The sequence below is a fragment of the Granulicella sp. dw_53 genome (assembly GCF_018449545.1).
Classification (GTDB): Bacteria; Acidobacteriota; Terriglobia; order Terriglobales; family Acidobacteriaceae; genus Edaphobacter.
Map to the genome: position 1 here is coordinate 33,490 of NZ_JAAVUR010000021.1, position 25,966 is coordinate 59,455.

The 25,966-nt window shown below is 57.2% G+C and carries 18 protein-coding genes; 6 read left to right on the top strand and 12 right to left on the bottom strand.

The annotated features are described in order from the left end of the window. Positions 1-20 precede the first annotated feature (20 nt). The 3 genes from HB393_RS22675 (at position 21) to HB393_RS22685 (ending at position 6,323) form a co-directional block, all read left to right on the top strand. Entirely contained in the window at positions 21-1,487 is a 1,467-nt protein-coding gene (locus HB393_RS22675; protein WP_213807495.1) for an amidohydrolase family protein, read from the top strand. 174 nt (positions 1,488-1,661) lie between these two features. Continuing rightward, positions 1,662-5,198 (top strand): carboxypeptidase-like regulatory domain-containing protein, encoded by a 3,537-nt coding sequence (locus tag HB393_RS22680; protein ID WP_213807496.1) that lies wholly within the window; start codon positions 1,662-1,664, stop codon positions 5,196-5,198. Positions 5,199-5,300: 102 nt separating this feature from the next. Continuing rightward, entirely contained in the window at positions 5,301-6,323 is a 1,023-nt protein-coding gene (locus HB393_RS22685; protein ID WP_213807497.1) for an acetamidase/formamidase family protein, read from the top strand. A 70-nt stretch (positions 6,324-6,393) separates the two neighbouring features. Here the strand turns inward: HB393_RS22685 and HB393_RS22690 are convergent, their stop codons facing one another. The 5 genes from HB393_RS22690 to HB393_RS22710 all read right to left on the bottom strand — a co-directional run bounded on the left by HB393_RS22690 (position 6,394) and on the right by HB393_RS22710 (position 15,778). Continuing rightward, the gene (locus HB393_RS22690) at positions 6,394-7,056 is read right to left on the bottom strand and encodes a response regulator transcription factor (protein ID WP_213807498.1); all 663 of its coding nucleotides are present in this window, start codon (positions 7,054-7,056) and stop codon (positions 6,394-6,396) included. Further along, positions 7,049-8,134: a PAS domain-containing sensor histidine kinase gene (locus tag HB393_RS22695; RefSeq protein ID WP_213807499.1), complete on the bottom strand. Its 1,086-nt coding sequence runs from the start codon at positions 8,132-8,134 to the stop codon at positions 7,049-7,051. The genes HB393_RS22690 and HB393_RS22695 overlap by 8 nt, the downstream gene beginning before the upstream one ends. A 425-nt stretch (positions 8,135-8,559) precedes the next feature. Next, the gene (locus tag HB393_RS22700) at positions 8,560-11,073 is read right to left on the bottom strand and encodes a glycoside hydrolase family 2 TIM barrel-domain containing protein (protein WP_213807500.1); all 2,514 of its coding nucleotides are present in this window, start codon (positions 11,071-11,073) and stop codon (positions 8,560-8,562) included. A 65-nt stretch (positions 11,074-11,138) separates the two neighbouring features. Then, entirely contained in the window at positions 11,139-12,359 is a 1,221-nt protein-coding gene (locus HB393_RS22705) for an alginate lyase family protein (RefSeq protein ID WP_255551523.1), read from the bottom strand. Positions 12,360-12,403: 44 nt separating this feature from the next. Then, the gene (locus tag HB393_RS22710) at positions 12,404-15,778 is read right to left on the bottom strand and encodes a carboxypeptidase-like regulatory domain-containing protein (protein ID WP_213807501.1); all 3,375 of its coding nucleotides are present in this window, start codon (positions 15,776-15,778) and stop codon (positions 12,404-12,406) included. 388 nt (positions 15,779-16,166) lie between these two features. Between HB393_RS22710 and HB393_RS22715 the strand changes: the two genes are divergently transcribed. Beyond that, positions 16,167-17,330, top strand: a complete 1,164-nt coding sequence (locus HB393_RS22715; protein WP_213807502.1) for a hypothetical protein — start codon at positions 16,167-16,169, stop codon at positions 17,328-17,330. A gap of 37 nt (positions 17,331-17,367) precedes the next feature. Here the strand turns inward: HB393_RS22715 and HB393_RS22720 are convergent, their stop codons facing one another. The 7 genes from HB393_RS22720 to cyoE form a co-directional block, all read right to left on the bottom strand. Further along, positions 17,368-19,467, bottom strand: coding sequence for a beta-N-acetylhexosaminidase (locus HB393_RS22720; RefSeq protein WP_255551525.1), 2,100 nt, complete (start codon positions 19,465-19,467; stop codon positions 17,368-17,370). Between the two features lie 72 nt (positions 19,468-19,539). Next, a complete protein-coding gene (locus tag HB393_RS22725) occupies positions 19,540-20,616 on the bottom strand; it encodes an oxidoreductase (RefSeq protein WP_213807503.1) in 1,077 nt (358 codons plus the stop codon). 187 nt (positions 20,617-20,803) lie between these two features. Continuing rightward, positions 20,804-21,265, bottom strand: coding sequence for a single-stranded DNA-binding protein (gene ssb / locus HB393_RS22730; protein ID WP_213807504.1), 462 nt, complete (start codon positions 21,263-21,265; stop codon positions 20,804-20,806). Positions 21,266-21,344: 79 nt separating this feature from the next. Then, positions 21,345-22,652, bottom strand: coding sequence for a hypothetical protein (locus tag HB393_RS22735; protein WP_213807505.1), 1,308 nt, complete (start codon positions 22,650-22,652; stop codon positions 21,345-21,347). Between the two features lie 36 nt (positions 22,653-22,688). Further along, positions 22,689-22,931 (bottom strand): hypothetical protein, encoded by a 243-nt coding sequence (locus HB393_RS22740; RefSeq protein ID WP_213807506.1) that lies wholly within the window; start codon positions 22,929-22,931, stop codon positions 22,689-22,691. A gap of 69 nt (positions 22,932-23,000) precedes the next feature. Continuing rightward, on the bottom strand, positions 23,001-23,564 hold the full coding sequence (locus tag HB393_RS22745; protein ID WP_213807507.1) for a DUF420 domain-containing protein: 564 nt from the start codon (positions 23,562-23,564) through the stop codon (positions 23,001-23,003). 1 nt (position 23,565) lies between these two features. After that, a complete protein-coding gene (gene cyoE / locus HB393_RS22750) occupies positions 23,566-24,543 on the bottom strand; it encodes a heme o synthase (protein ID WP_345945388.1) in 978 nt (325 codons plus the stop codon). Between the two features lie 76 nt (positions 24,544-24,619). Between cyoE and HB393_RS22755 the strand changes: the two genes are divergently transcribed. Together HB393_RS22755 and HB393_RS22760 are read left to right on the top strand one after the other, a co-directional pair. Beyond that, on the top strand, positions 24,620-25,306 hold the full coding sequence (locus HB393_RS22755) for an epimerase (RefSeq protein ID WP_213807509.1): 687 nt from the start codon (positions 24,620-24,622) through the stop codon (positions 25,304-25,306). Positions 25,307-25,448: 142 nt separating this feature from the next. Further along, a complete protein-coding gene (locus tag HB393_RS22760) occupies positions 25,449-25,946 on the top strand; it encodes an FUSC family protein (RefSeq protein ID WP_213807510.1) in 498 nt (165 codons plus the stop codon). Positions 25,947-25,966 lie beyond the last annotated feature (20 nt).

A 25,966-nucleotide genomic window follows, 5' to 3' on the forward strand; every position in this document is an offset into this window, starting at 1 on the left:
CTTCCCGAGTGCGTCAACTTATGCGGAAAGCCCTCGCTCTATTTTGCGCTTTTGCGCTTTCTTCACACATGGCACTCTCACAGAGTGCCTCTCCATCTTCCGTCGCTGCCAAGTATCTTTATGGTAAAAACTCTCCGGTAAAGGTCCTTCAACACGTCCGCATCCTTGATGGCACTGGCGGTGCGGTCCTCCAAGATCAGACTCTTGTTATCGAGGGCAGCAAGATTAGTCGCATCGGTCATGATGTTTCCGTGCCGTCCGGCGCGGAGGTGCTCGACCTTACCGGTTATACGGTTCTTCCTGGTCTTGTTGGCATGCACGACCACATCTACTATCTTCAGCGTCCGAACTCCGATGCCGCTGGTTCTGAACCTCCCACGCTGCTGCCGCAGATGACCTTCTCGGCCCCTCGTATGTATCTCGCCAACGGTGTAACTACTATCCGCACAGCCGGTTCCGTTGAGCCGTACGCTGACATTAATCTTCGTCGTCTAATCGACTCTGGCCGTCTTATCGGCCCCCATGTGGAGCCTACTGCTCCTTACCTCCAAGGGACAAACGATATTTTCCTGCAAATGCATACGCTCACTGGCGCGGATGACGCTGTGGCCTTCGTTAATTTCTGGACTGCTGCTGGCGCTACAAACTTCAAAGCCTATATGCATATCACCCGTGCTGAGCTTGCTGCCGCCATTCGTACGGCGCACGCCAATCACCTCAAGGTCACTGGTCACCTTTGTTCAGTTACCTATCCTGAAGCCGCAGAGCTCGGCATTGACAACCTGGAGCACGGCTTTTTCGTCAACACACAGCTTGACCCCGATAAGGAGCCGGACCAGTGCTCGCGCGAGACGGGAGCCGCTACTCTTGCCAAGATGACGCCCGACAGCCCTGCGGCCGTTGCTCTCATCAAGCTCCTCGTTGCTCACCATGTAGCTATCACGAGTACACTTCCGGTCTTCGAGGCCAATCTGGCCGGCAAGCCTACGCTTCGTTCCAAGGCTCTTGCCACGCTTACGCCAGGAGCGCTTGAGGCTTACCTCTATAACCGAAATCGCCGTAATACCTCCGCCGACTCCCCGGCCTTACAGCGCGGAGCTGTGAATTACAACAATGATGTGCAGCTCGAACATAAATTTGTGGATGCAGGAGGACTCCTTATGGCAGGCCTTGACCCCACTGGTAATGGCGCGACCTTGCCCGGCTTCGGCGATCAGCACGAGGTCGAACTCCTTGTCACTGACGCGGGCTTTACGTCTTCAGAAGCTATCAAAATCGCAACCCTTAACGGGGCGACGTACCTCGGCCAGCAAGATCATATCGGCTCGGTGCAGGTCGGTAAAGACGCCGATCTTATGATCGTCAAAGGAGATCCTTCTGTCCACATTACAGATATCGAAAATGTCGAAATCGTGCTCAAAGACGGAACGGCATACGACTCTAACAAACTGCTCGAATCGGTAAAAGGTCGGTATGGCCAGTACTAGTAGTCGGGTCGCATCTAGATGCCATCGTGTTGCAAAAAGCACTCTGGTATGACCTAGATGGTGAATTGAATAGTGAAAACGGGTACATACGAGGAGAAGTACAGTATTTATACGGATTTCATAAATTGACCGCTTCCTGCATAGTAAAGGAACTCACTTAAAAGAGGTCCTGACATGCAATGGAATTCCTTTCTCTCCCGCAAGCGCTGGCTTGTATTTGCTTTGCTGTTTCCAGTAATGGCGCACTCAGTGTTTAGTCAGACATCTACTACCGGCGCTATCCGCGGCACTGTGACCGATTCGCAGAATGCTGTCATTGTTGGGGCGACCGTAACGGTGACCTCTTCGGCGACGGGCCAGCTTCGTACGGTAAAGACCGATAAAGACGGCCAGTTTACGGTAGGTCTGCTGCCGCCAGAGATTTACAGGATCAGTGTTGCGGTGCCGGGTTTCAAGAAGGCAGAGCCGGCGCCAGTGACGGTTGTCGTTACGGAGACCGCGCGCGCCGACGCGCAGATGGTGGTGGGAAACGAAAGTGAGACGGTCGAGGTGAGTTCCGCAGCGGCGGCTCTGCAGGTCGAAAACGCGACGCTGGGGACGGTGGTCGATGGTAGGACAATTCAGGAAGTGCCGCTAACAAATCGTAACTACACCCAGGTTTTGACGTTGTCGGCTGGTGTGGCTGGTGATGTAAACAATGCGGCTTCGCTGGGCAAAGGTACGCAGGACGTATATGTCAACGGCGCGAGCAGCATCAGCAATAACTTCCACATGGACGGCGCGGACATTAATAACTTCGGCTCAGGCCGCGCGGGCGACTTTGTACAACAGGCTGGCATTGCAATTCCGAACCCGGATGCACTGCAAGAGTTCAAGATTCAGACGACCAATTACGACGCTGGCTTTGGGCGAGATGCTGGTGCGAACGTCGATGTTGTGACAAAGACGGGCACGAACGCTATTCATGGATCGATGTGGGAGTTTTTCCGCAATGATGTCTTAAATGCGAACGATACCTTCCTGAAGATCGGCGGCCAGAAGCGCGCAGTGATGAAGCAAAATCAGTTTGGCGGAACGTTGGGTGGGCCTATTGTGAAGGACAAGCTGTTCTTCTTCGGGTCTTACCAAGGGACGCGTCAGATAAACGGTCTTAGTGCGAGTTCGCTTGCCAGTAACTCGCTTTTTCCTCTTACCGACGATCGAAGCGCGGCGGCGATTGGCAAAATCGCGTGTCCAAACGGAAGCACCGCGACTACCCCTGCTGGCAGAGCAAAGTGGGCTCCATTCAATGGCGGTGTGAACGTAGCTTGCGACGGCAGCAATATCAGTCCCGTTGCGCTGAATTTGTTACGTCAAAAGATCGCGAACGGGACATACCTGATTCCGACACCGCAACGCCTTACCACCGATACCAATGGGAATCCTATCGGGCTATCGACGTTCAGCATCCCTTCGCATTACAGCGAGGATCAGTTTCTGGTGAATACGGACTATGTTCTCACGTCGAAGCACACATTTTCTCAACGTTACTTCTACTCGAGACAGCCACAGACCCAGCCCTTCAGCAGTTCCACGAATACGCCTGGTAATGGTGTAACGCCGAACTTCAATAGCCAAGTGGGAGTCTTGAAGCTGACCTCTGCACTGAACGCGCACTTCCTCAATGAGGCGCTAGTCGGCTACATTCGCAGCGTCGGCCGTCTACAAACACAAGCGAACCTGACCTTTGATCAGATCGGCATGACAGCGCCGAGCGATCCGACCTATCCGCTGACTCCCATCATCTCCACGACGGGGTACTTCAACCTAGGTGGCGTCAACAATGACGTTTCGTTCTCTGCCGTCAACACATTCGAGATCAGCGACCAGATCAGTTGGACGCATGGCAAACAGAGCTTCCGTGCCGGATTCCTGGGGGAGAAGAATCAGTTCAACTTCGACGACCCAAACAACAAGCGCGGTAGCGTAGGCTTCCAGACTTTCCAGGATTTTCTTCTTGGTATGAGTGCCGCGCAGAACGGTTCGGCCTTTAGCAATGTGAACTCAAGCGGCAGCCAGCAGGGTTCTTACTATAAAGGCTTTCGCGGAACGTCTATGGCGATGTTCCTCCAGGACGATATCAAGTTGCGGTCGAATCTAACGGTCAATGCCGGCGTGCGATGGGAGTTGAATAGCGGTGTGAGTGCGAACCATGGTCAGCTGAGCAGCTTCTATCCATCCCTGGTAACGCCATTCCAGCCCGTACCGGTGGGCGGGACCTTTCAGGGCTTCGTTGTGCCAAACAATTATCGGCTACCTCTTCCGGCAGGTGTGACGAGGTTGGGCAGCACAAGCCTTTCGGACAACGACATTCCTCTGCATAACTTTGGTCCGCGTGTCGGTTTTGCATGGCAGCCACTCGGAGCCGCCAGCTCAACGGTGGTGCGTGGGGGTTACGGTGTCTTCTATACCTTGACGAATGCCAACTCGGTCTTGCAGACGTTAGGGGGGCAGCCATTTGTAAGCTCGGCGACCTTGACTGGAACGGCTAATGCTGCAGCGACGTTCCAGACGCCGTTCACGACGGTTCTTACGCCCGGCGTATGGCGGCCGCGTTCGACTGCATACACTTTGACAGTGACTGGCGTTGCGCAAAATATTGATTCGCCGATGGTTCAGCAGTACAACATGGACATACAACAGGAGCTGCCAGATAAATTTGTGATCGAAGCAGGTTATGTGGGAACACGCGGAACGCGCCTGGCGGAGTCTCGTGGCCTGAACAGAGCCTTTCTGGCCAGTCCCTCGAACCCGATCAATGGCGTCACAACGAACACAGTCGCGTCCGCTAACTTGCAGGCACGCGTGCCCTATCAGGGCTTTACACCTAACGGAGTAACACGTATCGAGACGTATGGCTTTTCGAGTTACAACAGCCTGCAGTCGACGTTGAAACGGCAGGTCGGCAGTGGATTGTATTTGCAGGCCGCCTATACCTGGAGCAAGATCATGACGTCGGTGACGGGCGGAGATGGTCAGAACGGTGTCTTCTCGGGTGGCAGCGGCAATAGCAACGATCCGAATAACCGTTATGCTCGTTGGGGAGTCGCGGGTTACGATCGCACGAACCGATTTGTATTCGCCTATATCTGGCAGGTGCCGAGTTGGAAGAACGGTGGCGCGTTTGCCCGTGTCGCGACTGGCGGATGGCGGTTCTCCGGGGTGACGACCTTCCAGTCGGGTAAACCACTGACCTTCACCGATGCCAACAATGGCACCGCCTATGGGACTACAAGCCGTGCGCAGTTCGTTCCAGGTAAGGGCAATGGAGACATTCTGAATAAGAATGGCGGCTCCTTGCTGAACCGCATCAAGAACAATACGTACTTGAATCCGAGCGCGAGCGTATTTGTGACGGCTCCGGCTGTTCCGTTTAGTGCTCCTGCCAGTGCCACAAGCACTATCTTGCCCACGGATTATGGAAATAGCTCCATCGGCGTGGCTCGCGGACCAGGAAACAACACCTGGGATATGACTCTGGCGAAGTCCACTAAGGTCGGCGGCCTTCGCGAAGATGCGACACTGGACTTCCGCACGGAGTTCTTCAATGTGTGGAATCACCCCCAGTATGCAAATCCTTCAACGGGAGCGCAGACTGCGAACTATGGCGTTATTAATGCATCGTCGGTCGCTCCGCGATTGATCCAATTCGCATTGAAGTACGTATTCTAAAAACAACGCGAAATGTGACGCTTGCTCGACCGGATGCGGTGCGCAAGCGTTGTATTTCGATAACCTTCAACAGTTCTCTCCATATGTTTTGCGAGGTCTTTTATGCGTCGGTTGCTTTTGACTACTGGAGTTTTGCTGGCTGGTTCGATGCCAATGCTGGCCGCTGAGTATAAGCTCCTTGCCACCCCCACCACGATCGAGTGGGGGCACTATGCAGTGACGAAGCCCGCCATTACGGTGAAGAGCGGAGACACGGTGACGATTCAGGCGCTGTCGACCTGTGGTCCTTCGGACCGGCTAGTGGCGCGCGGTATCAAGGCCGAGGACATTCCAGCCTATAACGATGCAATCTATAAAGCAGATATCCCGGCGAGCGAAAAAGGTCCGGGTGGGCATATTCTGACCGGGCCGGTGGCTGTTGAAGAGGCTGAGCCGGGCGATGTCTTGGAAGTTCAGATTCTGAAGGTCGACATTGATGCGAACTTCGCATGCAATGGATTTGGCTTGCATCGCGGATTCCTTCCGATGGAGTTCCCTTACAGCCGTCAACGCTTGATTCCGCTGGATCGTCAGAAGATGATCGGGCATTTTGCACCGGGAATCGATATTCCACTGCATCCGTTCTTCGGCAGTATGGGTGTGGCTCCGGGCAACGGCCGGTTGGACAGCGCTCCCCCCTTTGCGCACGCTGGCAATATGGATAACAAGGAATTGGTCGCTGGGACTACTCTCTATATTCCTGTGGCTGCCAAGGGTGCGCTGTTTGTGGCGGGTGACGGCCATGCCGGACAGGGCAACGGTGAGGTCGATATCACCGCGATGGAGACGTTTCTAACCGGGACGTTCAAGTTCGTGGTGCACAAGAAGAAACCAATGTCGTGGCCGCGGGCGGAGACGCCGACCCATTACATCACGATGGGCTTTAGCCCGGATCTGAAGGAAGCCACTGAGCATGCTCTTCGTGACATGATCGACTTCCTGGTAGAAGAGAAGCACATGACGCGAGACGACGCGTACATGCTGTCGAGCGTAGCTGTCGACCTGGATATTACCCAGTTGGTGGACGGCAACGTCGGCGTTCATGCGATGTGCCCGAAGAACATCTTTACAGTGGGAAGTAAGTAATGCAGTTTGCTACCTGGGACTTGCACCTTTTTAGAGATGAAAGGAGTACGTCCCAGGTAGCGATCCTAGCTCAGGAGATTGCGACGATACCGCAGCGGATCGCGTAACGCATTAAATCCGCCATCGAATTGAAATTGAGTTTGCGATTGATATTGGTGCGGTGCGATTCGGCCGTACGGACGCTAATGTTGAGGCGAGCGGCGATTTCGCGGTTGGTTAGGCCGCTGGCGAGCAACTCAATGACTTCAAGTTCTCTGACGGTAATAAGGGGCTTTTCCGCGGTGTCTGGCGAAAGTTTTTTACCGAGGAACTTCTGGAGTAAGAGTTCTCCCACACATGATGTAAAGAAGTGACGGCCTTGAGAGACCGCTTCAACCGCACTTAGAAGGTCTTGATCGGCATCGCTCTTCAGCACAAAACCCTTTGCTCCAGATTCGAGAACCGCCCGGACGATCTGTTCAGAGTCATGCATTGTGAGGATGATGATCTGGGTTTGGGGAGAGACACTGGAGAGTTCTGTGGCGACCTGGGGTCCATTAAGATGGGGCATGGAGAAATCCAGAATGGCGAGGTCGGGTTTTAGTTCGGAGGCAAGACTCACAGCGTTGAGTCCGTGCCGCGCCTCTCCAACTACCTCCCAGTCGCTCCTTAGTGCAAGTAGATCTCGTATGCCTCTGCGGATTAGCTCATGGTCGTCGGCGATTAAGATTCTCAGCTTAGCTTTATCAGGCATCGATTTTGTACTCCGTCGGCAGGTCCGCAGTAATGGTCGTTCCGCTAGAGGTCCAGTGCATGGTCAAGAGGCCACCCAATTGCTCCAGGCGTTGCCGCATACCATTAATGCCGGTACCGGTATTTCGGCGTGCCTCTCGCGGTTCCGCGCCTGTTCCTTCATCGGCCAAGGTTAGTTTCAGCCAGTTCGCCTGTAGCTTCAGTGATATGTGTACGACGGTACTTCCAGAGTGGCGGAGGACGTTTGCCAGGCCCTCCTGCACAACTCGAAAGAGCGCGACCTCCACCTCGTCCGAGAAGCGGCCAAGTTTTCGAGGGATGGTGAGGTCGACTCGTATGCCGCTGCGTTGTTCGAAGCCCTCGGCCAACCCTACGAGGGCACCTGCGAGCCCACTGTGGTCCAGTAAGGGAGGGTGCAGCAAGTAGGATGCACTGCGAATTCGCTCCGAGCATTCGTACGCGAGAGTCGTGGTTCGATACACGAGCGCCTTGATCGTCTCGTCTCCGTCGGCCACAAGCTGCATCAACTTGCGCAAGTTCCAGTTCAGTACAGCAAGCTCCTGTGAAGTGGAATCGTGGAGATCTCGTGCGAGGCGGCTTCGCTCTTCCTGCTGGATGTGTTCCAATTTATCGGCGACGGTGCGGAACGCGTTGCGTGCCTGGTTGCGCTCGGTCACATCTTGATAAAGTCCATATACGCCAGCTAGACGGTCATTGACCATAAGTGGAATGCCGTACAGTTCTACATCAACGGTCATTCCATCCTTGCGGCGTCGCTGGGTTACAGTGTGGACCTTTTCTCCCGCTAATACACGACGAGTAAGATTGGTGGCTTCCTGGACACCTCTCGGGGCTGCGATCAAGGTGTCAAGGTCGGACGATTCTAACTCGTCAGAACTGTACTGGAAGAGCCTCCGAAAGGCCGGATTGCACATGGTATAACGGTGATCCGCGTCCAAAACGATGATGGCGATAGGACTATGTTCGATCAGAGCACTTAGATACGTCGCAGATAAATCGGAATCAACTTGCACAAGCGACGATTCTGGATGCACACCAACAGACTCATGCTGCCGCATATATGACCTCCTGTCCTACGAGTCGACCGGATCGCTAAGAGTGGATAATTTCTCATCTTAGCAAAGATTTCCTCCAGGGAATGTCATTGTTGCGTCCGCCGTGAACCTCCGCCGTCATTCTTTGATGATTGTGTTCGCGATTTTGAGACTACTTATCCTTCTGACTTAGTTCAAATGGTTTGAAGCCGTCCATGCGGTTTCATGGAGGGCCTCGTCTAAGTGAGTAATTAGTTTGGAATAAGTATTCCTAAGTAGAGTAACTGCTGGAATACGTCGACTATGGTATCGGTACGTTTGGAGGGAGCTTGCGGATTGGTGGACAGGGAGTTACGTTATGTTGCGCTTGTTCGCAGCGATTTTTATCTGCGAGAGGCGCAACCACCGTCTGGAGTCCGTCATTTCGCCCTTGATGGGAAATGGAAGTATTACGATCTAGGTATTCGAAGAAAAGCAGTCGAAACTCCATCGGAGTCGACACTGGTTTCGACCACATCTTTTAGGGAGAGGCTAATTTCGGCTCGCCCGTTGTAGAGCTGCACGATGCGAGAGCCGGTCGGGGTCCCGAGATTGTCGATCAGCTTTCCATTGCCTGCGAGGGAGAAGCGCACTACGGCACGAGAGTCGAGGCAACGTACTCCTGCTGCATCAAGCATTTGGGCTTCGATGGTGGCTGACCCAAGGGCCTGATGCTTGAGAGAGAGGGCGAGAGCTTTGGGGGCTCCCCACTGTGTGGTCTGGTAAGTGAATGCAACCTCATCAGCCAATGGAAATGGCTTCCCACTTGGTCCGGCAATTTTCCCGTCCGAAACAGCTCTCAGCTCATTCTTGCCTTCCCGGAAGGCGACGTTCCAGTGCAGACCAGCGGCAGGGAACTCCTGGGGATTTCGTTTTTTGGTCCCCAGGGAGACCCCGTTGAGGAAGAGCTCCACCGAGGAGCAGTTGGAGTAGATGCGCACGAGACGCTCTTGCCCGGCCTTGCCCCAACGGATGGGCCAGTTATGCCCGTAGATGCGCAGCATGGGCTTCTTCGACCAGTAGGACTGAAAGACGAAGTAGCCTTCTTTGGGCTGCATGTCGCGGGTGATGAGGCCCTTCTGGTTGACTCGCGGGACGGGATTTTCTACGCGAAGGGGAGTCGTGAAGTCTTTGAAGATCCATTGCGCGGAGCCGCTGAGCCAGGGGATTTCTTCCTGGGTCTTCAGGTACCAGTCGAAGAGATCGCAGGCGTAGGTCTCGGACCATTCGCCGTCGCGGGAGACGCGGGTGTCACCGCCGGTGAATTTGTAGTCGAGGCCCTTCTCGGCGGTTCCTTTGCCGGTGAGGATGCGGGCGAGGACGGGGTCGGGGTCTTCGGCGTGGCGTCCGGCGTGGCTGTCTGCTCCCCATTCGATGTGCATGAAGTGCGGGACGGTCATGCGGGCTTTGTCCAGCGAGGCGCGATACTCCGTGTAGCTGCCGCTGTACCAGCCGGCCCAGATGGAGGGCGAGTAGACGTCGGGGATGTCGCGGGCGAAGTCGCAACGGCGGTAGGCGGTCATGCGGGTGGGGTCAAGCTGGTGGGATAGCTCGTGGAGTTCCTGCATGAAGTGGCGGATGGCTTCTTTGTCCTGACCGTTTACTTCGCCGGGCCAGTCGTCCTCGTTGCCGAGACCCCACATCAGAACGGAGGGGTGGTTGCGATGCTGGTCGATCATGTTGCGAAGCTGGGTGCGGCCGCGCTCCTGGAAGAGTTTGGTTCCGACGCCGCTGCGACACCAGGGAACCTCTTCCCAGACGAGGAGGCCGAGCTGGTCGCAGAGATCGAGTACGAGGCTGGACTGTTGATAGTGGGCGAGGCGAATGAAGTTTGCGCCCATGTCCTTGACGAGTTGAAGCTCCTGGCGGATGAGGTCGTCGGGCATGGCGGCCGCGTAGCCTGCGTGGTCTTCGTGCCTTTGCGTGCCGCGCAGCAGCAGGCGCTCGCCGTTGAGGAAGAAGGGGCCGTGCTCTTCGAAGCGTGTGTGACGGACGCCGAAGGCGTGGGCTACGGCCGAGGTTCCATCCGAGCAGGTGAGGGAGGCCTCGCAGTGGTAGAGATGGGGTTGATCCGGGGACCAGAGGAGAGGAGCTTTGAGCTCGAAGGCGGCGAGTTCTTTTTCACCTTGCCATGTCTGAGGGTGCAGGGTTTGCTGGAAGACTTTGCGGCCGCTGGGATCGGTGACGGAGAGGTTGAGTTGCAGATCACCTTGTGTTGCCGCGGGCGTATAGAGTCTTGCCGTGATTGCGACCTTTGCTACGCTGCCTGGGCTGTAGGAGACGGTGGTGTGTAGAGCCTCTAAGGAGATGGCGGGAACGTAGACGAGATGGACGGCGCGGTAGAGGCCTCCGTAGAGGGTGAAGTCGCTGAGGTCGGAGGGCATGCGCTCGGTGTCGGGCGAGTTGTCGCAGACGACGGCGAGTTGCAGGTCCGTGCCTGCGGGGGTATGTTGCGCTCCTTCGGTGATGTCCATGACGAACTCGTCGTAGCCGCCGATGTGTTTGCCGACGAGGGCTTCGCCGAGATAGACCGCAGCCTGCTGGCCTACGCCCTGAAAGTGCAGAAGCGTCCGGCCCTGGGGGAAGGGGTTGGCTATGCGCAGGTGTTTCCGGTAGCAGCCTTGTCCGCGATAGGCTGGGGTTTCGGGGTCGCAGGCGTCGTAGTGGTTGAAGCAGTGTGGCACGGTGACGGGCTGCCAGACGGCGATGTCCTGACTGTGAGCGATCTCCCAGGGGGCGTCGAGTGGACCGCGGAAGAACTCCCAACCGGTGTCGAGCCGGGTGACGATAGAAGGGCCTGACTGGGTGTTGCCGGAGTTCGAGGTGACGGCTTGCAGGACCGAGGCCAGCAGGGTAGGAGTCGATGTGCCGACTGCATAGGCTGCTGCTCCGCCTTGCAAGAACGATCGTCGTGAGAGAGGCATCCGTACTCCATTTGAGCTGCCCCGTGAGAGGACGGGGAGCGTGTTGTTCGAGATGAAGCTTGAACCTAAGCCGACTTAAACCAGAGCAAGGGCTGGCGCACGGGGTAGTTGCGAATGATCTCAGGATCGGTGGGATCGGGATCGAGGCGCTGCCATAGCTGGAGGTAGTCGTCGCGTTTGCATTTGAGGCCGGCGAAGAGCAGTCCGGGGGAACGCACGGGTAGGGCCTCGAAGTGCTCGACGTCCTTCTTGTAGGGCCATGCGCCTTTGTCCTTCAGGTAGGGGTAGAGGAACTCGGTGGCTTTGCAGATGCCACGTCCATCGGGAAGGGTAAAGGCGAAGGGATCTGCACCAGCGTCGAGCAAAGACTGGCACAGAGCGGCCATAACGTCGAAGTTGAAGATGGAGTAGCTGTAAGGTTTGGTGCGGACGAGCTCTTTGGGGAAGCTTCCGTCCTGGCCGAGCTGATTGGGGAGGAAGATGGTCTCGTACTGGGTGAGGACCTCGATGCGGGTAGAGGTGTCTCCGATCAGGCGAGCGAACTCGGCGGCCTGGAGAGCCCAGCAGACGGCGTGATTGTTGAGTGTGTTTTTCTCGGCGATGCCCTTTTCGCTGGTCTTCATCCAATGGAGATATTGGGTGAACCAGTCGTTGAGGGCGGCGCGGTCTGCTGTAGAGAGAACTGCGGGAGAGATGTGGCTGGCGGCCCGGGCGACTTCGACGAGGTGCAAGGTGTCGATGATGCCGTAGTTGCGACCGGTGGAGACGCCATGCACGCCCTGGGAGAACTCCAGATTGGGGTTCATGCGGGTTTCGGGGTTGATGAACCAGGCGCGGAGGTGGTCGGCGGCGTGCTGCGCATAACGGCGGTCACGCGTGAGCAGCCATGCCGAGGTAAGTACCGGCATCTGGATGGAGAGGGCGATCATGGCCTTGCGGTGGCCGGAGAAGTTGTTGGGATTGCTTTGTCCGTCGCGGTTGATATATGGGCCGTCGGGGTTCGCGGGGTTGGGCCAGAAGTAGTCGGCTTCGGAGAAGAAGTCGTGGGGGCCGCCGGGGGTGCGGGGCGATGTGGAAGCCGTCACGGTGATGGGCTTGTTGGAGAGATACTGCTTTGCCGCTTTGAGGATTCGGTCGTGGTCGACCCTGGCTACCAGGGCGTATCCGTCGGACTTCGTAGGAGCCGCGTGGGCGGAGAGAGAGGGGCCGAAGGCCGCCTGGCAAAGTGCCGCGGCGGCTCCGGTGTTGAAGTGTCTTCGTGTGATTTGAATACGGTCCATCGACATTGGTGCAAAGCCTCGTGTGCCGCGGCGATGCCGCATCCTCTCGGTTAGAAGAGGATGCGAGCACCCAGCTGAATCTGTCGCGGCACGCCGTTTACTCCGGTAGCCGCGCCAGTGATCTTACCGAAATTACCGGAGTTGAGCGAAGTGGTGGGATTGCCGACGTTCACTAGGTTGAAGGCGTTGTTTACCTCAGCCCGTAGCTGGAGCTTGAAGTCGTTGATAACACCGAAGTCGCGGAAGAGCGCGGCGTTGATCATGCGATTGCCAGGGCCGAAGAAGTTGTTGCGCCGGGTTGTGCCGTCGAGACCGCCGGGTCCAACGCCTGCGGGGCAGGTGGATGCATTGCCGGTGAAGGAGCAGAAGGCTGCGGGGTTGAAGTAGGCCTTGATCTGATCGGTTCGCGAGCGGCCGGAGTGAATTCCGACGTCTGCGAGGTTGGATAGGTTGAGGCGGTCGTTGACGTAGCCGTCGAAGTTGGTGTCGACACCGCTGGTGACGGAGAAGGGTAGACCTGAGTTGAAGGTGGCGATGCCGGAGAGCGTCCAGCCGTTGATGACTCCACGCACATAGGCCGGGGATTGGGTGAGGAGATTCGGCTTCCAGACTAGAGAGATGTTTGCGTTCTGGCGCTGGTCGGTGTCACTGCTGCCGTACTCGAGGTCGAGCCGGTTCATGTCCTGCGCGGTGCCGATGACGGCGCCGGAGTTGTTGACGGAGGCGGAGGAGAGGGTCTTCGAGAAGGTGTAGAAACCCTTCACGGAGAGCTGTGAGCTCATGCGCTTTTCGACGGTGATCTGCAGGCCGTGGTAGTGGGCGCGCTGGTGGGATTGGATGAGGTTGACGATGCCGAGTTCGCCTGGATCGATAGGGCGGCGGCTGTCGAAATTGTTCGTGGTGTTGGTGGTGACGCCGTTGATGGGAGCGGCGGCCGATGCGAGCAGAGGATAGTTGACGTCAGGGGCGAAGGGGACATCATGGCTGAAGGAGCCGACGTAGCTGATGGTCATGGCGAGGGAGTTGGTCAGTTGCTGCTGCACACTGAAGTTGGTCTGATAGGTATAGGGCCACTGGTAGGCCTTATCGATGCCTTCTACCTGGGCCGGAGCGATGAAGGGCCGCGGGTTATTGGGGTTGTAGGTGTAGGGGTAGGGATTGCCTCCCGGGATGTTGCCGTAGGGGTCCGTGATGGACTTTACGTTGGCGTATTTGTTACGAATTGCGAAGGGCTGGAAGTTCGAGACGCCGTTCCACTCGTTGCCGGAGACAGATCCAAAGAAGAGTCCGAAGGCGCCACGTACGGCCGTCTTTCCGTCGCCAAATGGGTCCCAGGCGAAGCCAACGCGGGGCGAGACATGGTGATAGCGCGTGTCGACGATGCCGCGATGTACACCCTGGTCTCCGACGACCAGTACCCCGGTCGGGGCCGTCGCATAGGTAGTCGACTTCTGTCCGGCGACGAAGGTCGATTGCCGGTTCTGAGGATCGACGGGGGAGGTCTGCACGTCCCAGCGCAGGCCGAGGTTGAGGTTGAGGTTCTTCAGCAGACGGTAGTCGTCCTGGACGAAGACACCAGAGAAGAAGGAGTTGTCTGCTGCGTTGATCGGCGAGTCCTGGTTCATGGTGCTGGGCAGGCCGGTGATGAAGTCGGAGAGATCCGCTCCTGTGCGTGCCGTCGTGCTGCGGGCGAAGGCGAAGATGCCGTAGTTGTTCAGGAAGCTATATTGCAAGTCTTTGTTGAGGGAGGTCTCCGCTCCGAAGCCGATGGTGTGCTTGCCGGTCGTGATGCTGAAGACATCGCGGATGGAATAGAAGTTGGTCCCGGTAACCGGGCCGCTGATGGCCTGCGACGCAGTGAAGTAGCCGCTGACGGAGATCTGCGGCAGCATCGGTGCTCCTTGGATCGCAAAGGCTGAGCCGAAGTCGCCCAAAGAAAGGGCCGGCGTGTTTACACGGCCACCAAAGAGGCGGGTGTAGTTCAGCCAGAGCTGGTTGATCTTATTGGGCGAGACCGTCCAAGTATCGGAGAGATTGCCGTTCTGCTGGCGATAGACGAAGTTCTGGGTGGACCAAGGAACGTTGCCACCGGGGCTCTGGGTGAGGGCGCCAGCGGTGTTGAAGTACATCGCTTCAATACGGTGGCTGGCGAGTTGGTGGTCGATCTTAAGGAGGAATTCGTCAGTGTTGTTTTGAGTCGAGATCGAGCCGGTGTAGGTGTGGGTGATGCGGCCTGTGGCTGAATCTACGGCTGTTCCGTTGGGTAACGGAATCATCGCGAGCAACCGTTGAACTGTGGGATCGAGTTGCGAGGGGTTGAGCTTGTTGCCTGCGACGGGCTTGCGGGTCACAGGATCGCAGACGGTGAAGACGACGCTCGATGTATTGGAGGTGCAGGTGGCCGGAGTGACGCCCAGGGTGATCGCATTTTCGCTGAAGTCTCCTCCGCGTTGCGCAGCGTCTGGAACGATCGCGCCTGTGTAGTTGCTAGGGGTAACCTGCCGCAGACCGGCATAGGAGCCGAAGAAGAAGGTCTTGTCCTTCCAGAGGGGACCGCCCAGAGTGGCACCGAATTGATTGCGGTGCAGCGGTGGCTTGACGAGCTGGAAGACGGGGGTGGCGGAGAAGGCGGTCTCGCGATGGAACTCGAAGATGGAGCCGTGGACGCGGTTGGTGCCGCTCTTGGTGACGACGTTGACGAGTCCGGAGGACATGCGGCCGAAGAGGGCGTTGTAGTTGTTGGTCTGGACGACGAACTCCCGGAGCGCATCGGGGTTGGGTAGCACATTGCCGGTGTTGCGGATGAAGGTCATGTTCAGACCGCCGTCGAGGTAGTAGCTGACGGAGCCGACGAAGTTATCCGTACCGCCGTTAATATAGACGACCTGCTGAGGGAAGCCGAGCGGATTGACGTTCGCGTTCGATTGCACGCCGGGAGTCAGGGAGAGAAGGTCGTAGACGTTGCGGTTGACGATCGGGAGGTTATCGACTTCCACGTTGGTCACAGTGCGGCCGAGGGTCGAGGTATTGGTCTCGACGAGGGGGACCTCCGAGGTGACGTCTACTGTTTGGCTATTGCTGCTGATGGTCATCGTAGCGTCGAAGTGAAGTTCGGCGTTCAGGGTGAGGACGATACCCTTCTGCTCACGCTCCCCAAAGCCCGGGGCAGAGACGCGGACCGTGTAGGTGCCTACGGGGAGGAAGTCCAGCCTGTAGGCTCCTTCACCGTTGGAGGATACTGTGCGGGTGAATTGGGTTTCGGAGTTGGTGGCTGTGACGCTGGCCTCCGGGATGGCCGCACCGGATGAGTCTGTCACATTTCCAAGAATGGTAGCTGTCGTGAGTTGGGCGAACGCTGCGGTCGTCGTGGATAGAACCAGGAGAAGGCAGAGAAGAAGACTTCGAATCGAACGAAAATTTTGCATGCGACCTCGGGATAACGCTCTGGCCTTTATCGGCCACCAAAAAGCGTTCATTACTACAGGGCACTCCGACCATGGATCGGTCGAAGTAGTTAAAGCATCAGTCGAATCTCAAATTCCAGCGACGACCTTATGCAGCTTTTAAGAGCAGAGCAACCCTCAGCGAATCGCATAAACACTTGCAAGTGACTCACCGTTTGGATTTGCCTTGTTTCTGTAAGTGTCTAATTTGCGTGTAGTTACGGATATAATGACAAGACGTTATAAACGTCTGGAATGAGTCTCCCTAAGGAAGTACGTATATTTTTTTGATCTTATGACTAGCGTTGAAGAAACTCGATCTATCTGGAATCCTCGTAACGACCTTGAGCGTGAGTTGGTGCGACAAGAGTTGGCGAGTATTTTGGAGAGCTCCCACTTCAGTAACAGCAAGCGCTATCCGGCACTGTTGCGGTACGTGGTGGAGACGACGCTGAACGGTCATTCGGATCGGATTAAAGAGCGGACGCTCGGGGTCGAGGTCTTCCATCGGTCTGCGGACTACGACACCAACAGCGATACTGTCGTGCGCTATACGGCCGGCGAGGTGCGGAAGAGACTGGCGCTCTACTATCACGAGTTGGAAGGTAGTTCGGCTGTCCAGATTGTGCTTCCGATCGGCTCTTACATTCCGGAGTTCTACCGGACCGCCATGCCTTCGGACGAAGGAGTTCCTTCGGAGGCTATGTTGACGGGAGAGATGTCCGTTACGGTTTCCCCACCTATAGCGTCCGTGGCGGCGCAGGCAGTCTCAGGGAACCGCATCCCTTTGTTCTTTGCTGCGGGATTTGCGACCTTACTTCTTGTCCTTCTGGGTTTGTCCTTCTGGTACCGGGCGCCAAAGCGGGAGACTGCGCTAGACCGATTCTGGGGACCTATATTGAGCGAGCGCGACTTGCCGGCGCTGATCAGCACCGGGAGCGTCGTGTTTTCTCCTGACCGGCTGTCTGGAACCGCGACTGCGGACAAGAATAACGAGTACCCGTTCGTTTCGATGCAGATGGTGGCGGCGATTGCCCGGCTGAGCGGATTGATCGAACGACGTGGCGCCGAGTATCAGGTGGAAGCAGCCGCTTTCTCGACCGTTACGGAGATGCGGGATCGTCCCATCATTCTGGTTGGCGGATACAACAATCCCTGGACACTTCGGCTCCTCAGCCCGCTCCGCTTTAGTTTCTCTACTCCAGAGTCAACGGCATCCATCCTGGATCGGGAGCATCCAGAGGTGCGGTGGTCTCGCGATAAATCGATCCCTTATTCCAGTGCGGACGACTACGCCATCTTTGGCCGATTTCGAGATGCCACGACCGATAGTCCGGTAGTGTTCGTTGCGGGCCTGGGTAGAAACGGGACTGAGGCAGCCGCACAGTTCGTTACGAGCCCACACTATATGCAGATTCTCGAGGAGCGCGTAGGACGAGACTTCGGGAATAAGAATATCGAGGTAATTCTGAAGGTAACTGTCGTCGAAGGTAAGACCGGAGCTCCATCCATCCAAGCGATGTATGTCTGGTAAGTTCTCCGGTACTCCGGTTGGACGACATGGCCTTGTCTCAATGCTGCTGCGAAGCGTCGAGGAGAGATTGCAGTGGAGGAAGGACGACGAAGTCTACGATGTCATGAGGTTCGGCTGCCTGCTTGAGCAGAACTGCCTGGGTCTGGACCCAGGCAGGATCCGGAGGAGACTTTGCCTCGATGAAACCGAGGCTCTGGACTCCAAGGAACCCGAGTTGGGGAAGTTGCTCGCGGCGTAGCTTCACTCCATTCAGCAGAGGATGATCGAGCGCGAGTGCGTCGATGGATGGGCGTGTCGCAATCCAGGCGTGAAAGAGACTCTCAAGCTGCTGCCGGGCCAACTCGTGTTCGGCATCGGTGGTATGTAGATAGCGTTCTACGAGAAGCCGGAAGTCCTGGCGCAGTGGCGGGTCGGGGCGGGTAAAGTCGACGACGTTGCCCATGGGAGTGAGTTGCGAGGTCTTCTGCTGTTCGTAGCGGAAGTGAAAGGACGCAGGAGTGAGAGTCGAGATAAGCACAGCGAGTTGAGCTGCCCCTCTCTCACTGCCGGCAAGTTGGCGGAGACCCATGTTTGGAACTGAGATGTGAGTGAGACCGAGGGCATCGAGACGGATGGATTCGACCTCAAGCCGACGGTAGAGGTCATCAACGTCGCGGACATTTTGTGGAGACCAGAATCGTTCGGCGAGAGCGGCAGTGCGCGGCCAGACGCGGGAGTCGACTGTCTCCTGCGTCACCTGCTCCGCCCACATGGTGACCTCGCCGCCGAGAATCAGCTTCGTTTGTTCGGGAGTAAGTTTAGAGTCAGCCGGAATAGGATCGTCGAGATACATGCGCTCCGCGGTCTTCATCGCGTCCAGGTAATAAGGCGCGGAGAGGATGGAGCGGTTTCCTTGACTGGCTGCCGTGTTGAGCGATGCTGCACCGCGCCAGCTTTGAATAATCGCATCCTTCGGAGTATTGGGCTGTAAGATCTCATCCCATCCGACCATCTGCTTTTTGTGTTTCTTGACGAGGGCCAGAACGCGGGTACTGAAATAAACCTGCAGATCGTCGGTGGATTTTATCTTGTGCTGCTGCATGTAGGCCGCGATGGCAGGATTGGCCTTCCAATCCTTGCCGTTGCTCTCGTCGCCTCCCATGTGCATGTACTCGTCGGGGAAGAGTGCGGCCATCTCTTCGATGAAGCTGTCGAGAAACTTATAGGTGCTTTCTTTGGTAGGATCGAGAGCCGGATCCCAAACTCCGAAGGTGCGGCCGATCTTGTAGTCGTGCGGCATGCTGCCAAGTTCGGGATAACCTACGAGCCAGCTTGTGACATGGCCGGGAACATCAAACTCGGGAACGATGCGTACTCCGTGTGCGCTGGCGTATGCGATGACGCTGCGCATCTGCTCCTGTGTATAGAAGAGGCCATCGGAGCCCATCTCTGTGAGGCGGGGGAAGCGTTTGCTTTCAAGGCGAAATCCTTGGTCCTCGGTAAGGTGCAGGTGAAGTACGTTGAGCTTGACTGCAGCCATGGCGTCGATGGTGCGATAGATAACCGGCAGTGGCAGGAAGTGACGGCCCACGTCGAGCATAAGTCCGCGCCAGGGAAAGCGAGGATTGTCTGTGATGCTTACGGCAGGGATAACGTAGACGCCATTCTGAGGCTCTACGAGTTGCTTGATAGTTTCGAGACCGTGGAGCGCGCCGAAGACGTTGGCCGCCTGCAGAGTGATTCTCGATGCCGTGACGTTGAGGGTATAGCTCTCGTCGGTCTCTAGAGTAGGACGTTGTGGAGTGGGGTCGGTAAGGGTGATGGTGAGGGTCGCATTGCCGGTCTCAGACCCTAATGTCTTTGAAAGCTGGGTACTCGTCTTCTGTTCGATCTCGTCGAGCATGCGGCGAGTGGCAGACGCGAGAACGGGATTCCGGACGGCGTTGGAAGCGACGGTGAATAAGCTGGTGAGAGGAAGCGCACCAGCCGAGGCCTGCAGTTTGGTGGGTTGTGGGAGGAGTGTATTGATCGATAGGCTTTGTTGCGCGTGCAGAGAGATGGCGAAAAGAAGGGGAGCGATTGCGACCCACATACAACTCTGAAGGAGCGAAGTGGCATGACGTTGGCCGCGGGGGACAGAACTCAATTCCTGGTGCATTCGATCTAACTCTCCTTCTTCCTGTCTATCTTATTTGCTAGAGCGTTCCGGCGTAGTATGCCCAGGCAGCGTTCAGGTCTGACTCCATGCAGAGAATTCCTCTGTTGTCAGGGGCAACGGCATAACTTGCCCGCGAGCACCCGACTCGAACGAAGTCTCCAAGATCGCCATCACCGCGACGGCGTCTCTTGCGGAGATCGAAGGTGGCTGCTGTGCCAGAATTGCATCGCGGATGCCAGCGTAATACATCTGTTGCTGGCCTCTTGGGGAAGGCAGTTCACTGCGTGTCCCAGTAGCTCCGTCGACTAGAATCCCGGCGTCAGGATCATAGCCAAACGCGGGATCAGTGGGACGCATTCCAGCCATGAGTTGGCGTTCCTGCACATCCGCACCGTACTTCATCCAACTCCCGCGTGTGCCATGCAGCACCGAGCGCGGTCCGCCTCCAGCTACGAGGAGGGAGCTGTGAAGAATCACTCGCAGTCGATCGTAGTTCAACTGAACGTGAGCCCAGTCATCCGTCTGTCCACCTTTTCGCAAAATGCCAAAGCTGGCGTTCACTGAGGTGGGAAGTCCAAAGAGATGGAGGGCTTGATCGATAAGATGAGGTCCGAGATCGAACCACAGTCCGGCGCCCGGTCCAGGATCTTCACGCCAACGCTGGCGCACCACCGGACGGAAACGATCCATATGGCACTCATAATGAGAAACCTCTCCAAGGACGCCCGATTCGAGTACCGCCTTCGTGGCGAGGATCTCGCTGTCCCAGCGCCGGTTATGAAAGACGGAGAGAAGCCTGTTATGCTGCTTTGCTATTTTTGCAAGCGAACGGGCCTCTTCGAGCGTCACGGTAAACGGCTTATCGACGACGACATCTTTGCCTGCCTGCAAGGCCGCAGCGGCAAGGGGGAAGTGGCTCTCATTCGGAGAAGCGATTACGACAAGGTCAACATCGGGATGGGTTGGCACCTCCGAAGGGTCACAGATAGTAGCTTCTGGAATATCTGTCCTCACGGCTTCGAGCTTGCTCGATCCGACGACCGTCAAAGCCAATCCTGGCACCGACCGGATCAGCGGCGCATGAAACGTTTTACCGGCAAAGCCGTAGCCAATCAATCCAACCCGAATCGTCTGTTTGTCTCCACTCATGTTCTTAAGACTATGTCATCTGCCGCGAGTAGAGAATGGGTACTCCTCACTTGCATTGGGCTGCTCTACTGGTTGTCAAAGTTAGGAATACGTCTTCGACCTTAAGATTACGCCGCTAGGTCTCTCGATAAGCCACTTGCAACGTGCGGCTCATCGAGAAACGCAGATCTCGGCCTGGCGACGTCGCCTAGAAGGGGATGTCATCATCGGTGATGCCGGTATCGGCATAGTCTGGCTGGGAGGCGGGGGCGCCGCCACCGTAACTGGCCGTGTTGGACTTGGAGTAGCCACCACCGGAGGATTCGCCGCCAGACTTGCTGCCGAGGAGGGTCAGTTCGTTGACGAGGATCTCGGTCTTGTACTTCTTCTCACCGCTGGTCTTGTCATCCCAGGAGCGGGTCTGGATTTTGCCCTCTACGAAGAGCTGGGTACCCTTTTTGACGTAGTCTCGGACGACTTCGGCGGTGCGCTGGAAGCAGACGAGATTGTGCCATTCAGTCTTGTCGGCCCAGTTGCCCTGGGCGTCTTTCTGGCGGTCGGCGGTGGCGAGGGAGAAGCTGGCAACGGTCATGCCGCCGGCGGTGGAACGAATCTCGGGATCTTTGCCTACGTTGCCTAGAAGAAGAACTTTGTTTACGCCTTTTGCCATGGAAATGATGCTCCGTCTTAATGCTTGGTTTTAAAGATTGAGGATAGCAGATAGGAGGGTGTGATTTGGTCATCTCCCGTCAGGGCTGAGGAGCAGGAGGCCACTCTGTGAGGATGTGGGCGGCGATCTGGTCGACGGTACCTCCACTGGTTAAGGCGTTCTCAGGCGCGGCAGGAAGGAGAAGTCGAATGATGCCTTCATGGTCGGTCGCGACCAGAAAAGGGAAGTCAGTGGCGGCGAAGTTGGTGACAGTAGAGGGGGAGACGACCAGGGTCGGGGTGCCGAGAAGTTGCTCTACGGGTGATTTCGGAGATCCAGAGGCAACTGCAGACGAGGGATTCTGATCTGGAATTGTCTGCGGGACTGCTCGACGGGCTCGGTTGGGCGGGGTCGGGGTTTGAGGCCGGGCAGGGGGAGGATTGTCGGCTAGGAGACCGTATATGTGGACATCGCTACTGCCTAGACGGGAGATTGCGGGGATCATCTCCTGCGTCTCGCGGAGGCATTGGGCACACCATGGTGGGAATAAAAGGAAGATAGCTGCCGAGCCGAAGTTTGGCTGGTTGAACGGGGTAGGTGTGGCGGATATCAGGTTGATAGCGCCAGGGATAGAGGGGAAGCGGGTTCCAAGGAGGGCATACTGGCGTCGGGCGTCGGCGATGGGAAGCGCGTCGTCCGGAGCCATGTCGGAAGGGGCCGCAGCGTCGAGGTCGGAGAGAATGCCAGCTGCCAGGCGAGGCTGATTGACGTAGAGTTCCAGAGCAGCAAAGTCGAGGGCATGCTCGAAGAGGGTGTGGAGCGGGATGGCTGCGGGAGGCTGCGGGGATTTGAGCAGACGAAGGAGGATGGGCTGGCGGATGGAGTGCAGAGTGAGGGCGTCCGACGTGAAGGCTATCTGGAGGTAACGGATAACGGTTGTGGTGACCTCATCGCACAGAGGACCGTAAGGAATGGCCTGAAGCATGGCGATAGATGCTCCGAGGGCCGATTTTTCGTCGTTGAGATTGAGGTTGGCGGAGATCTGGAAGGAGTAGGCCTGAGCGAGTTGAGGCTTGGATGTGTCAGCGCTGTTGATGTAGGTGGTGGCGGCAGTGAGGGTCGTGGGCCACTGCTGGCCGAGAGCGCATAGGCGGGCGAAGGCGATAAGGTCATCTCCGCTGAAGGTAGCGGAGGTCCGGGCCAGACAGGCCTCTTTTGCCTGGTGAATGGCGGCTGTAAGGGCCGCGGTCTCGATGTCGGACCAGTTCACCATGGAACGGTGGGTGATCTCAATCGGCGTGACGGCCTGGTTATAGGCAGCCTGGGGAGAGAGTTGAAGTGTGGACGGAGGAGCTTGTGCGAGAGCGATCGGAGTGGCGAGAATCAGCATGGCAACGAGCCGGCGCATGAGGGTCCTTGAATTCGGATCAAGGATAGCAAAGCTCTAGCGGCGAAGATCGTTGATGATTTTAAGAAGTGCCAGAAGGAGGGTGAGCGTTCCCGTGGGGAGACAGCCCATCGCGAGCATGAGGCAGAGCCAGCCAGGGTTGGTGTGGGGCCCTTGGTGTCCGATGCCTCCAAAGAAAGTGAAGATAAGTACGACTGAGAGCGCTCCGGTGCCAAAGATGAGGAGGCCGGTGCGGAGGATCTTACGGGTGTCGGACTGTAGGACGGGCTGCTTGCTCATCGGGGTGAAACATACCTCAAGGGCGGAAACTTGGTGCGGAATGGGCTTCGAGATTGTGGGCGGGAGAGTCTAGTGGATGGCGGCCTGCATGATGTAAACGATGACTCCCGTGACCGAGACATAGAGCCAGATCGGGAAGGTATAGCGGGCGAGGCGGCGGTGGGCGGGGAAGCGACCGGTAAGCGAGAGGAAGAACGTGATGAGGATCATCGGAAGGGCGACGATGGAGAGGAAGACGTGCGAGGCGAGGAGCTTCCAGTAAAAAGGCCACCAAGGGCTGAGGCGATTGAAGTGGGTCTCGCCGTGGAGGGTGAAGTTGGTCAGGTAGGAGACCAGGAAGATGGAAGAGAAGAAGAAAGCGGTGAACATCGCCGCTCGATGCTCGGGGATGCGCCGGGAGCGGATGTAACTGAAGCCGATGAGCAGAGCCACGGTGCAGCAGGCGTTGAGGACGGCATTTAGAAGAGGCAGGGAACGAAGATGGGTTCCGGAGACGTCGAGTGGAGCATGGAAGTAGACGAGATAGCAGATGAGCGCACTAGCAGCGGCCGAGGCGATGATAATGGCTGCGATTATGGCGGGCGGAGTGCGGACGGAGTTTTCGTGTGGCCGGGTAGTAATAGGTGTCGTCATCTTAGAAGAGGAGTCGTCCTTTGGCGTCTAGCATCATGGCTGCCAGTAACAGCGGCAGATAGATTACGGAGGCGCGGAGGAGGTCGCGGGCATAGGCGCGGGAGCTTGGAGCCTCGGGCTGGCGAAGGATTCGGGCGAAACGAATGGTGTAAAAGAGGTAGCCCAGCGAGAGGATAGTCGCGGCCACGGCATAGGGATAACCGGTGACGTGGAGGGTAGTCGGCCAGAGGCTGACCGGAATCATCAGGATGGCATAGAAGAGGGATTGGATAACGGTGCTGCGGGCGGCTTCGCGGGCGTCGGGCAGGGTGGGTGTCAGGCGAACGCCTGCGGCGGCGTAGTCGTCGCGGTACATCCAGCCGATGGCCATGAAGTGGGGGAACTGCCAGACGAAGAGGATGGCGAAGAGGGCGACTCCAGGCCACTCGATCAGTCCGCGGGCGGCGGTCCAGCCGATGAGGGGCGGGAGGGCTCCAGGAAAGGCTCCAATGAAGGTATTAATGTTGGTCACGCGCTTGAGCGGGGTATAGATAGCGACGTAGCCCGTGGCCGTCAGCAGGGTGAGGGTTCCGGTGAGGAGATTGGTGATGTAGGCAAGGTAGAGAGAGCCGAGGAAGACCGCAGCAAAGCCCAGGATAAGTCCATGGGCGAGAGAGATGCGGTTGGCTGCCATGGGACGGTTGGCGGTGCGGTGCATCAGGAGATCGGTGCGGCGCTCGAGGGCTTGATTGAGGATGCTAGAGCCGCAGGTGACGGCGGCGATTCCGAAGAGAGCTTGAAGTAGGCCGATGTGGAAGGGGCTGATGCCGCTGCGGAGCGATCCGAGATAGAAACCGGCGCCAGCGGTAATGACGATCATGACGGTGACGCGGAGCTTGAGGAGGGTGACGTAGTCGGCGAGCAGAGTCGGCGTGGCTTTGGCCTTTGTGGGGTTCTCGGCGGGGGCGAGGATGTGATCGGTTGTCGCGGAGGTAGCCACGTTCTCTAGGATAACCCTTTTGGAGTTGGGCGGAGCTTCTGGCACGGTATAGGCTCGGAGATAGAGGTGTGGAACGATGAAGGTAGTTCTGTTTGGCGGATCGGGAATGGTTGGGCAGGGAGTCTTGCGGGAGTGCCTTTTGGACAGTGACATCGACGAGGTGTTCTCCCTCGGACGCAGTCCAGTGGAGACACAAGGCCTGCCGGATAGCAAGTTGCGGACGATGGTGCTGGCCGATCTCTACGATCTATCTGGGGTAGAGGGAGTTCTGACGGGCTTCGATGCGTGCTTTTTCTGTCTCGGGGTCTCTTCGGGCGGGATGAGCGAGGCACAGTACCGGCGAATCACGTATGAACTGACGATCTCGGTGGCGAGGACGCTGCGCAAGCTGAATCCGCAGATGACCTTCGAGTATGTGTCGGGAGCAGGGACAGATAGCACGGAAAAGAGCCGGGCGATGTGGACCCGGGTGAAGGGCCAGACGGAGAATGAACTTCTGCGGATGGGGTTCAAGGCTGCGTACATGCTTCGTCCGGGAATTATCCAGCCGCTGGACGGAATTCGGTCGAAGACGAAGTCGTACCAGGTAATGTACGCGTTGATAGAGCCAATATTGCCACTTGCGAAGCGGCTGTTTCCGAAGTATGTGACCTCGACAGCAGAGATGGGACGGGCGATGATCCGCGTGGCGAAGGAAGGATATCCAAAGCCGGTGATCGAGGCGTTGGAAATTCACAGGATTGCTTCAGGGGTGTCGGTGTGACCTTCGATGAGGCGCGGGTGTCACCCTCTCATTCCCAGGGTTTCGATCTTGCTCAGGATTGTTCGAGGAGCGGCGGAAGACTAGTTTGCCTTGGCCTCTTTGAAGAAGGTCGGCCAAAGGGTGCGAATAATCTGGAGATATCGTGGCGAAACTGCTCGATGAGGTGAACTGGAAGCATGGTGTAAAGACCGCCCTAGCTGCAGGTCTTTGTCTGGCATTGGTAAGGGTATTCGCGTTTTCGCAAGGGTATTGGGCCTGCATAACGGCGGTGGTGGTCATGCAGTCGGAGACGGCCGCGACGTTAGCCGTGTCGAGAGAGCGTCTGGTGGGTACTGCGGTCGGTGCGATCGTAGGATGGGCAACGGCTGCTGTGTGGCACGGTCATCTGATGGGGTATGCAGCGGCGGTGCTAGCCTGCATGGTGCTTCCAGAGCTTATGGGGTTAAAGGGGGCTGGGCGAATGGCAGGGGTGGCGGCGACGATTGTTCTGTTGGTGCCTTCTAGTGAGTCCCATGCGACGGTAGCGCGGGGCCGGTTTCTGGAGGTCAGCTTCGGGATTGTGGTGGCTCTCGTTGTCTCACAGGTTTTGTGGAGGAACTCTTCAGTAGAAAAGGTTTTGCCTAAGCCAGCGAATGAATAGTCTGCTCATCGCAGCTTTAA

Excerpts from the sequence above, each read along its gene's own strand:
- HB393_RS22685 (WP_213807497.1), top strand. The coding sequence starts at position 5,301 with ATGCGTCGGTTGCTTTTGACTACTGGAGTTTTGCTGGCTGGTTCGATG.
- HB393_RS22700 (WP_213807500.1), bottom strand. The coding sequence starts at position 11,073 with ATGCCTCTCTCACGACGATCGTTCTTGCAAGGCGGAGCAGCAGCCTAT.
- HB393_RS22735 (WP_213807505.1), bottom strand. The coding sequence starts at position 22,652 with ATGCGCCGGCTCGTTGCCATGCTGATTCTCGCCACTCCGATCGCTCTC.
- HB393_RS22680 (WP_213807496.1), top strand. The coding sequence starts at position 1,662 with ATGCAATGGAATTCCTTTCTCTCCCGCAAGCGCTGGCTTGTATTTGCT.
- HB393_RS22745 (WP_213807507.1), bottom strand. The coding sequence starts at position 23,564 with ATGACGACACCTATTACTACCCGGCCACACGAAAACTCCGTCCGCACT.
- HB393_RS22725 (WP_213807503.1), bottom strand. The coding sequence starts at position 20,616 with ATGAGTGGAGACAAACAGACGATTCGGGTTGGATTGATTGGCTACGGC.
- ssb (WP_213807504.1), bottom strand. The coding sequence starts at position 21,265 with ATGGCAAAAGGCGTAAACAAAGTTCTTCTTCTAGGCAACGTAGGCAAA.
- HB393_RS22705 (WP_255551523.1), bottom strand. The coding sequence starts at position 12,359 with ATGTCGATGGACCGTATTCAAATCACACGAAGACACTTCAACACCGGA.
- HB393_RS22710 (WP_213807501.1), bottom strand. The coding sequence starts at position 15,778 with ATGCAAAATTTTCGTTCGATTCGAAGTCTTCTTCTCTGCCTTCTCCTG.
- HB393_RS22720 (WP_255551525.1), bottom strand. The coding sequence starts at position 19,467 with ATGCACCAGGAATTGAGTTCTGTCCCCCGCGGCCAACGTCATGCCACT.
- HB393_RS22690 (WP_213807498.1), bottom strand. The coding sequence starts at position 7,056 with ATGCCTGATAAAGCTAAGCTGAGAATCTTAATCGCCGACGACCATGAG.
- HB393_RS22740 (WP_213807506.1), bottom strand. The coding sequence starts at position 22,931 with ATGAGCAAGCAGCCCGTCCTACAGTCCGACACCCGTAAGATCCTCCGC.
- HB393_RS22755 (WP_213807509.1), top strand. The coding sequence starts at position 24,620 with ATGAAGGTAGTTCTGTTTGGCGGATCGGGAATGGTTGGGCAGGGAGTC.
- HB393_RS22675 (WP_213807495.1), top strand. The coding sequence starts at position 21 with ATGCGGAAAGCCCTCGCTCTATTTTGCGCTTTTGCGCTTTCTTCACAC.
- HB393_RS22695 (WP_213807499.1), bottom strand. The coding sequence starts at position 8,134 with ATGCGGCAGCATGAGTCTGTTGGTGTGCATCCAGAATCGTCGCTTGTG.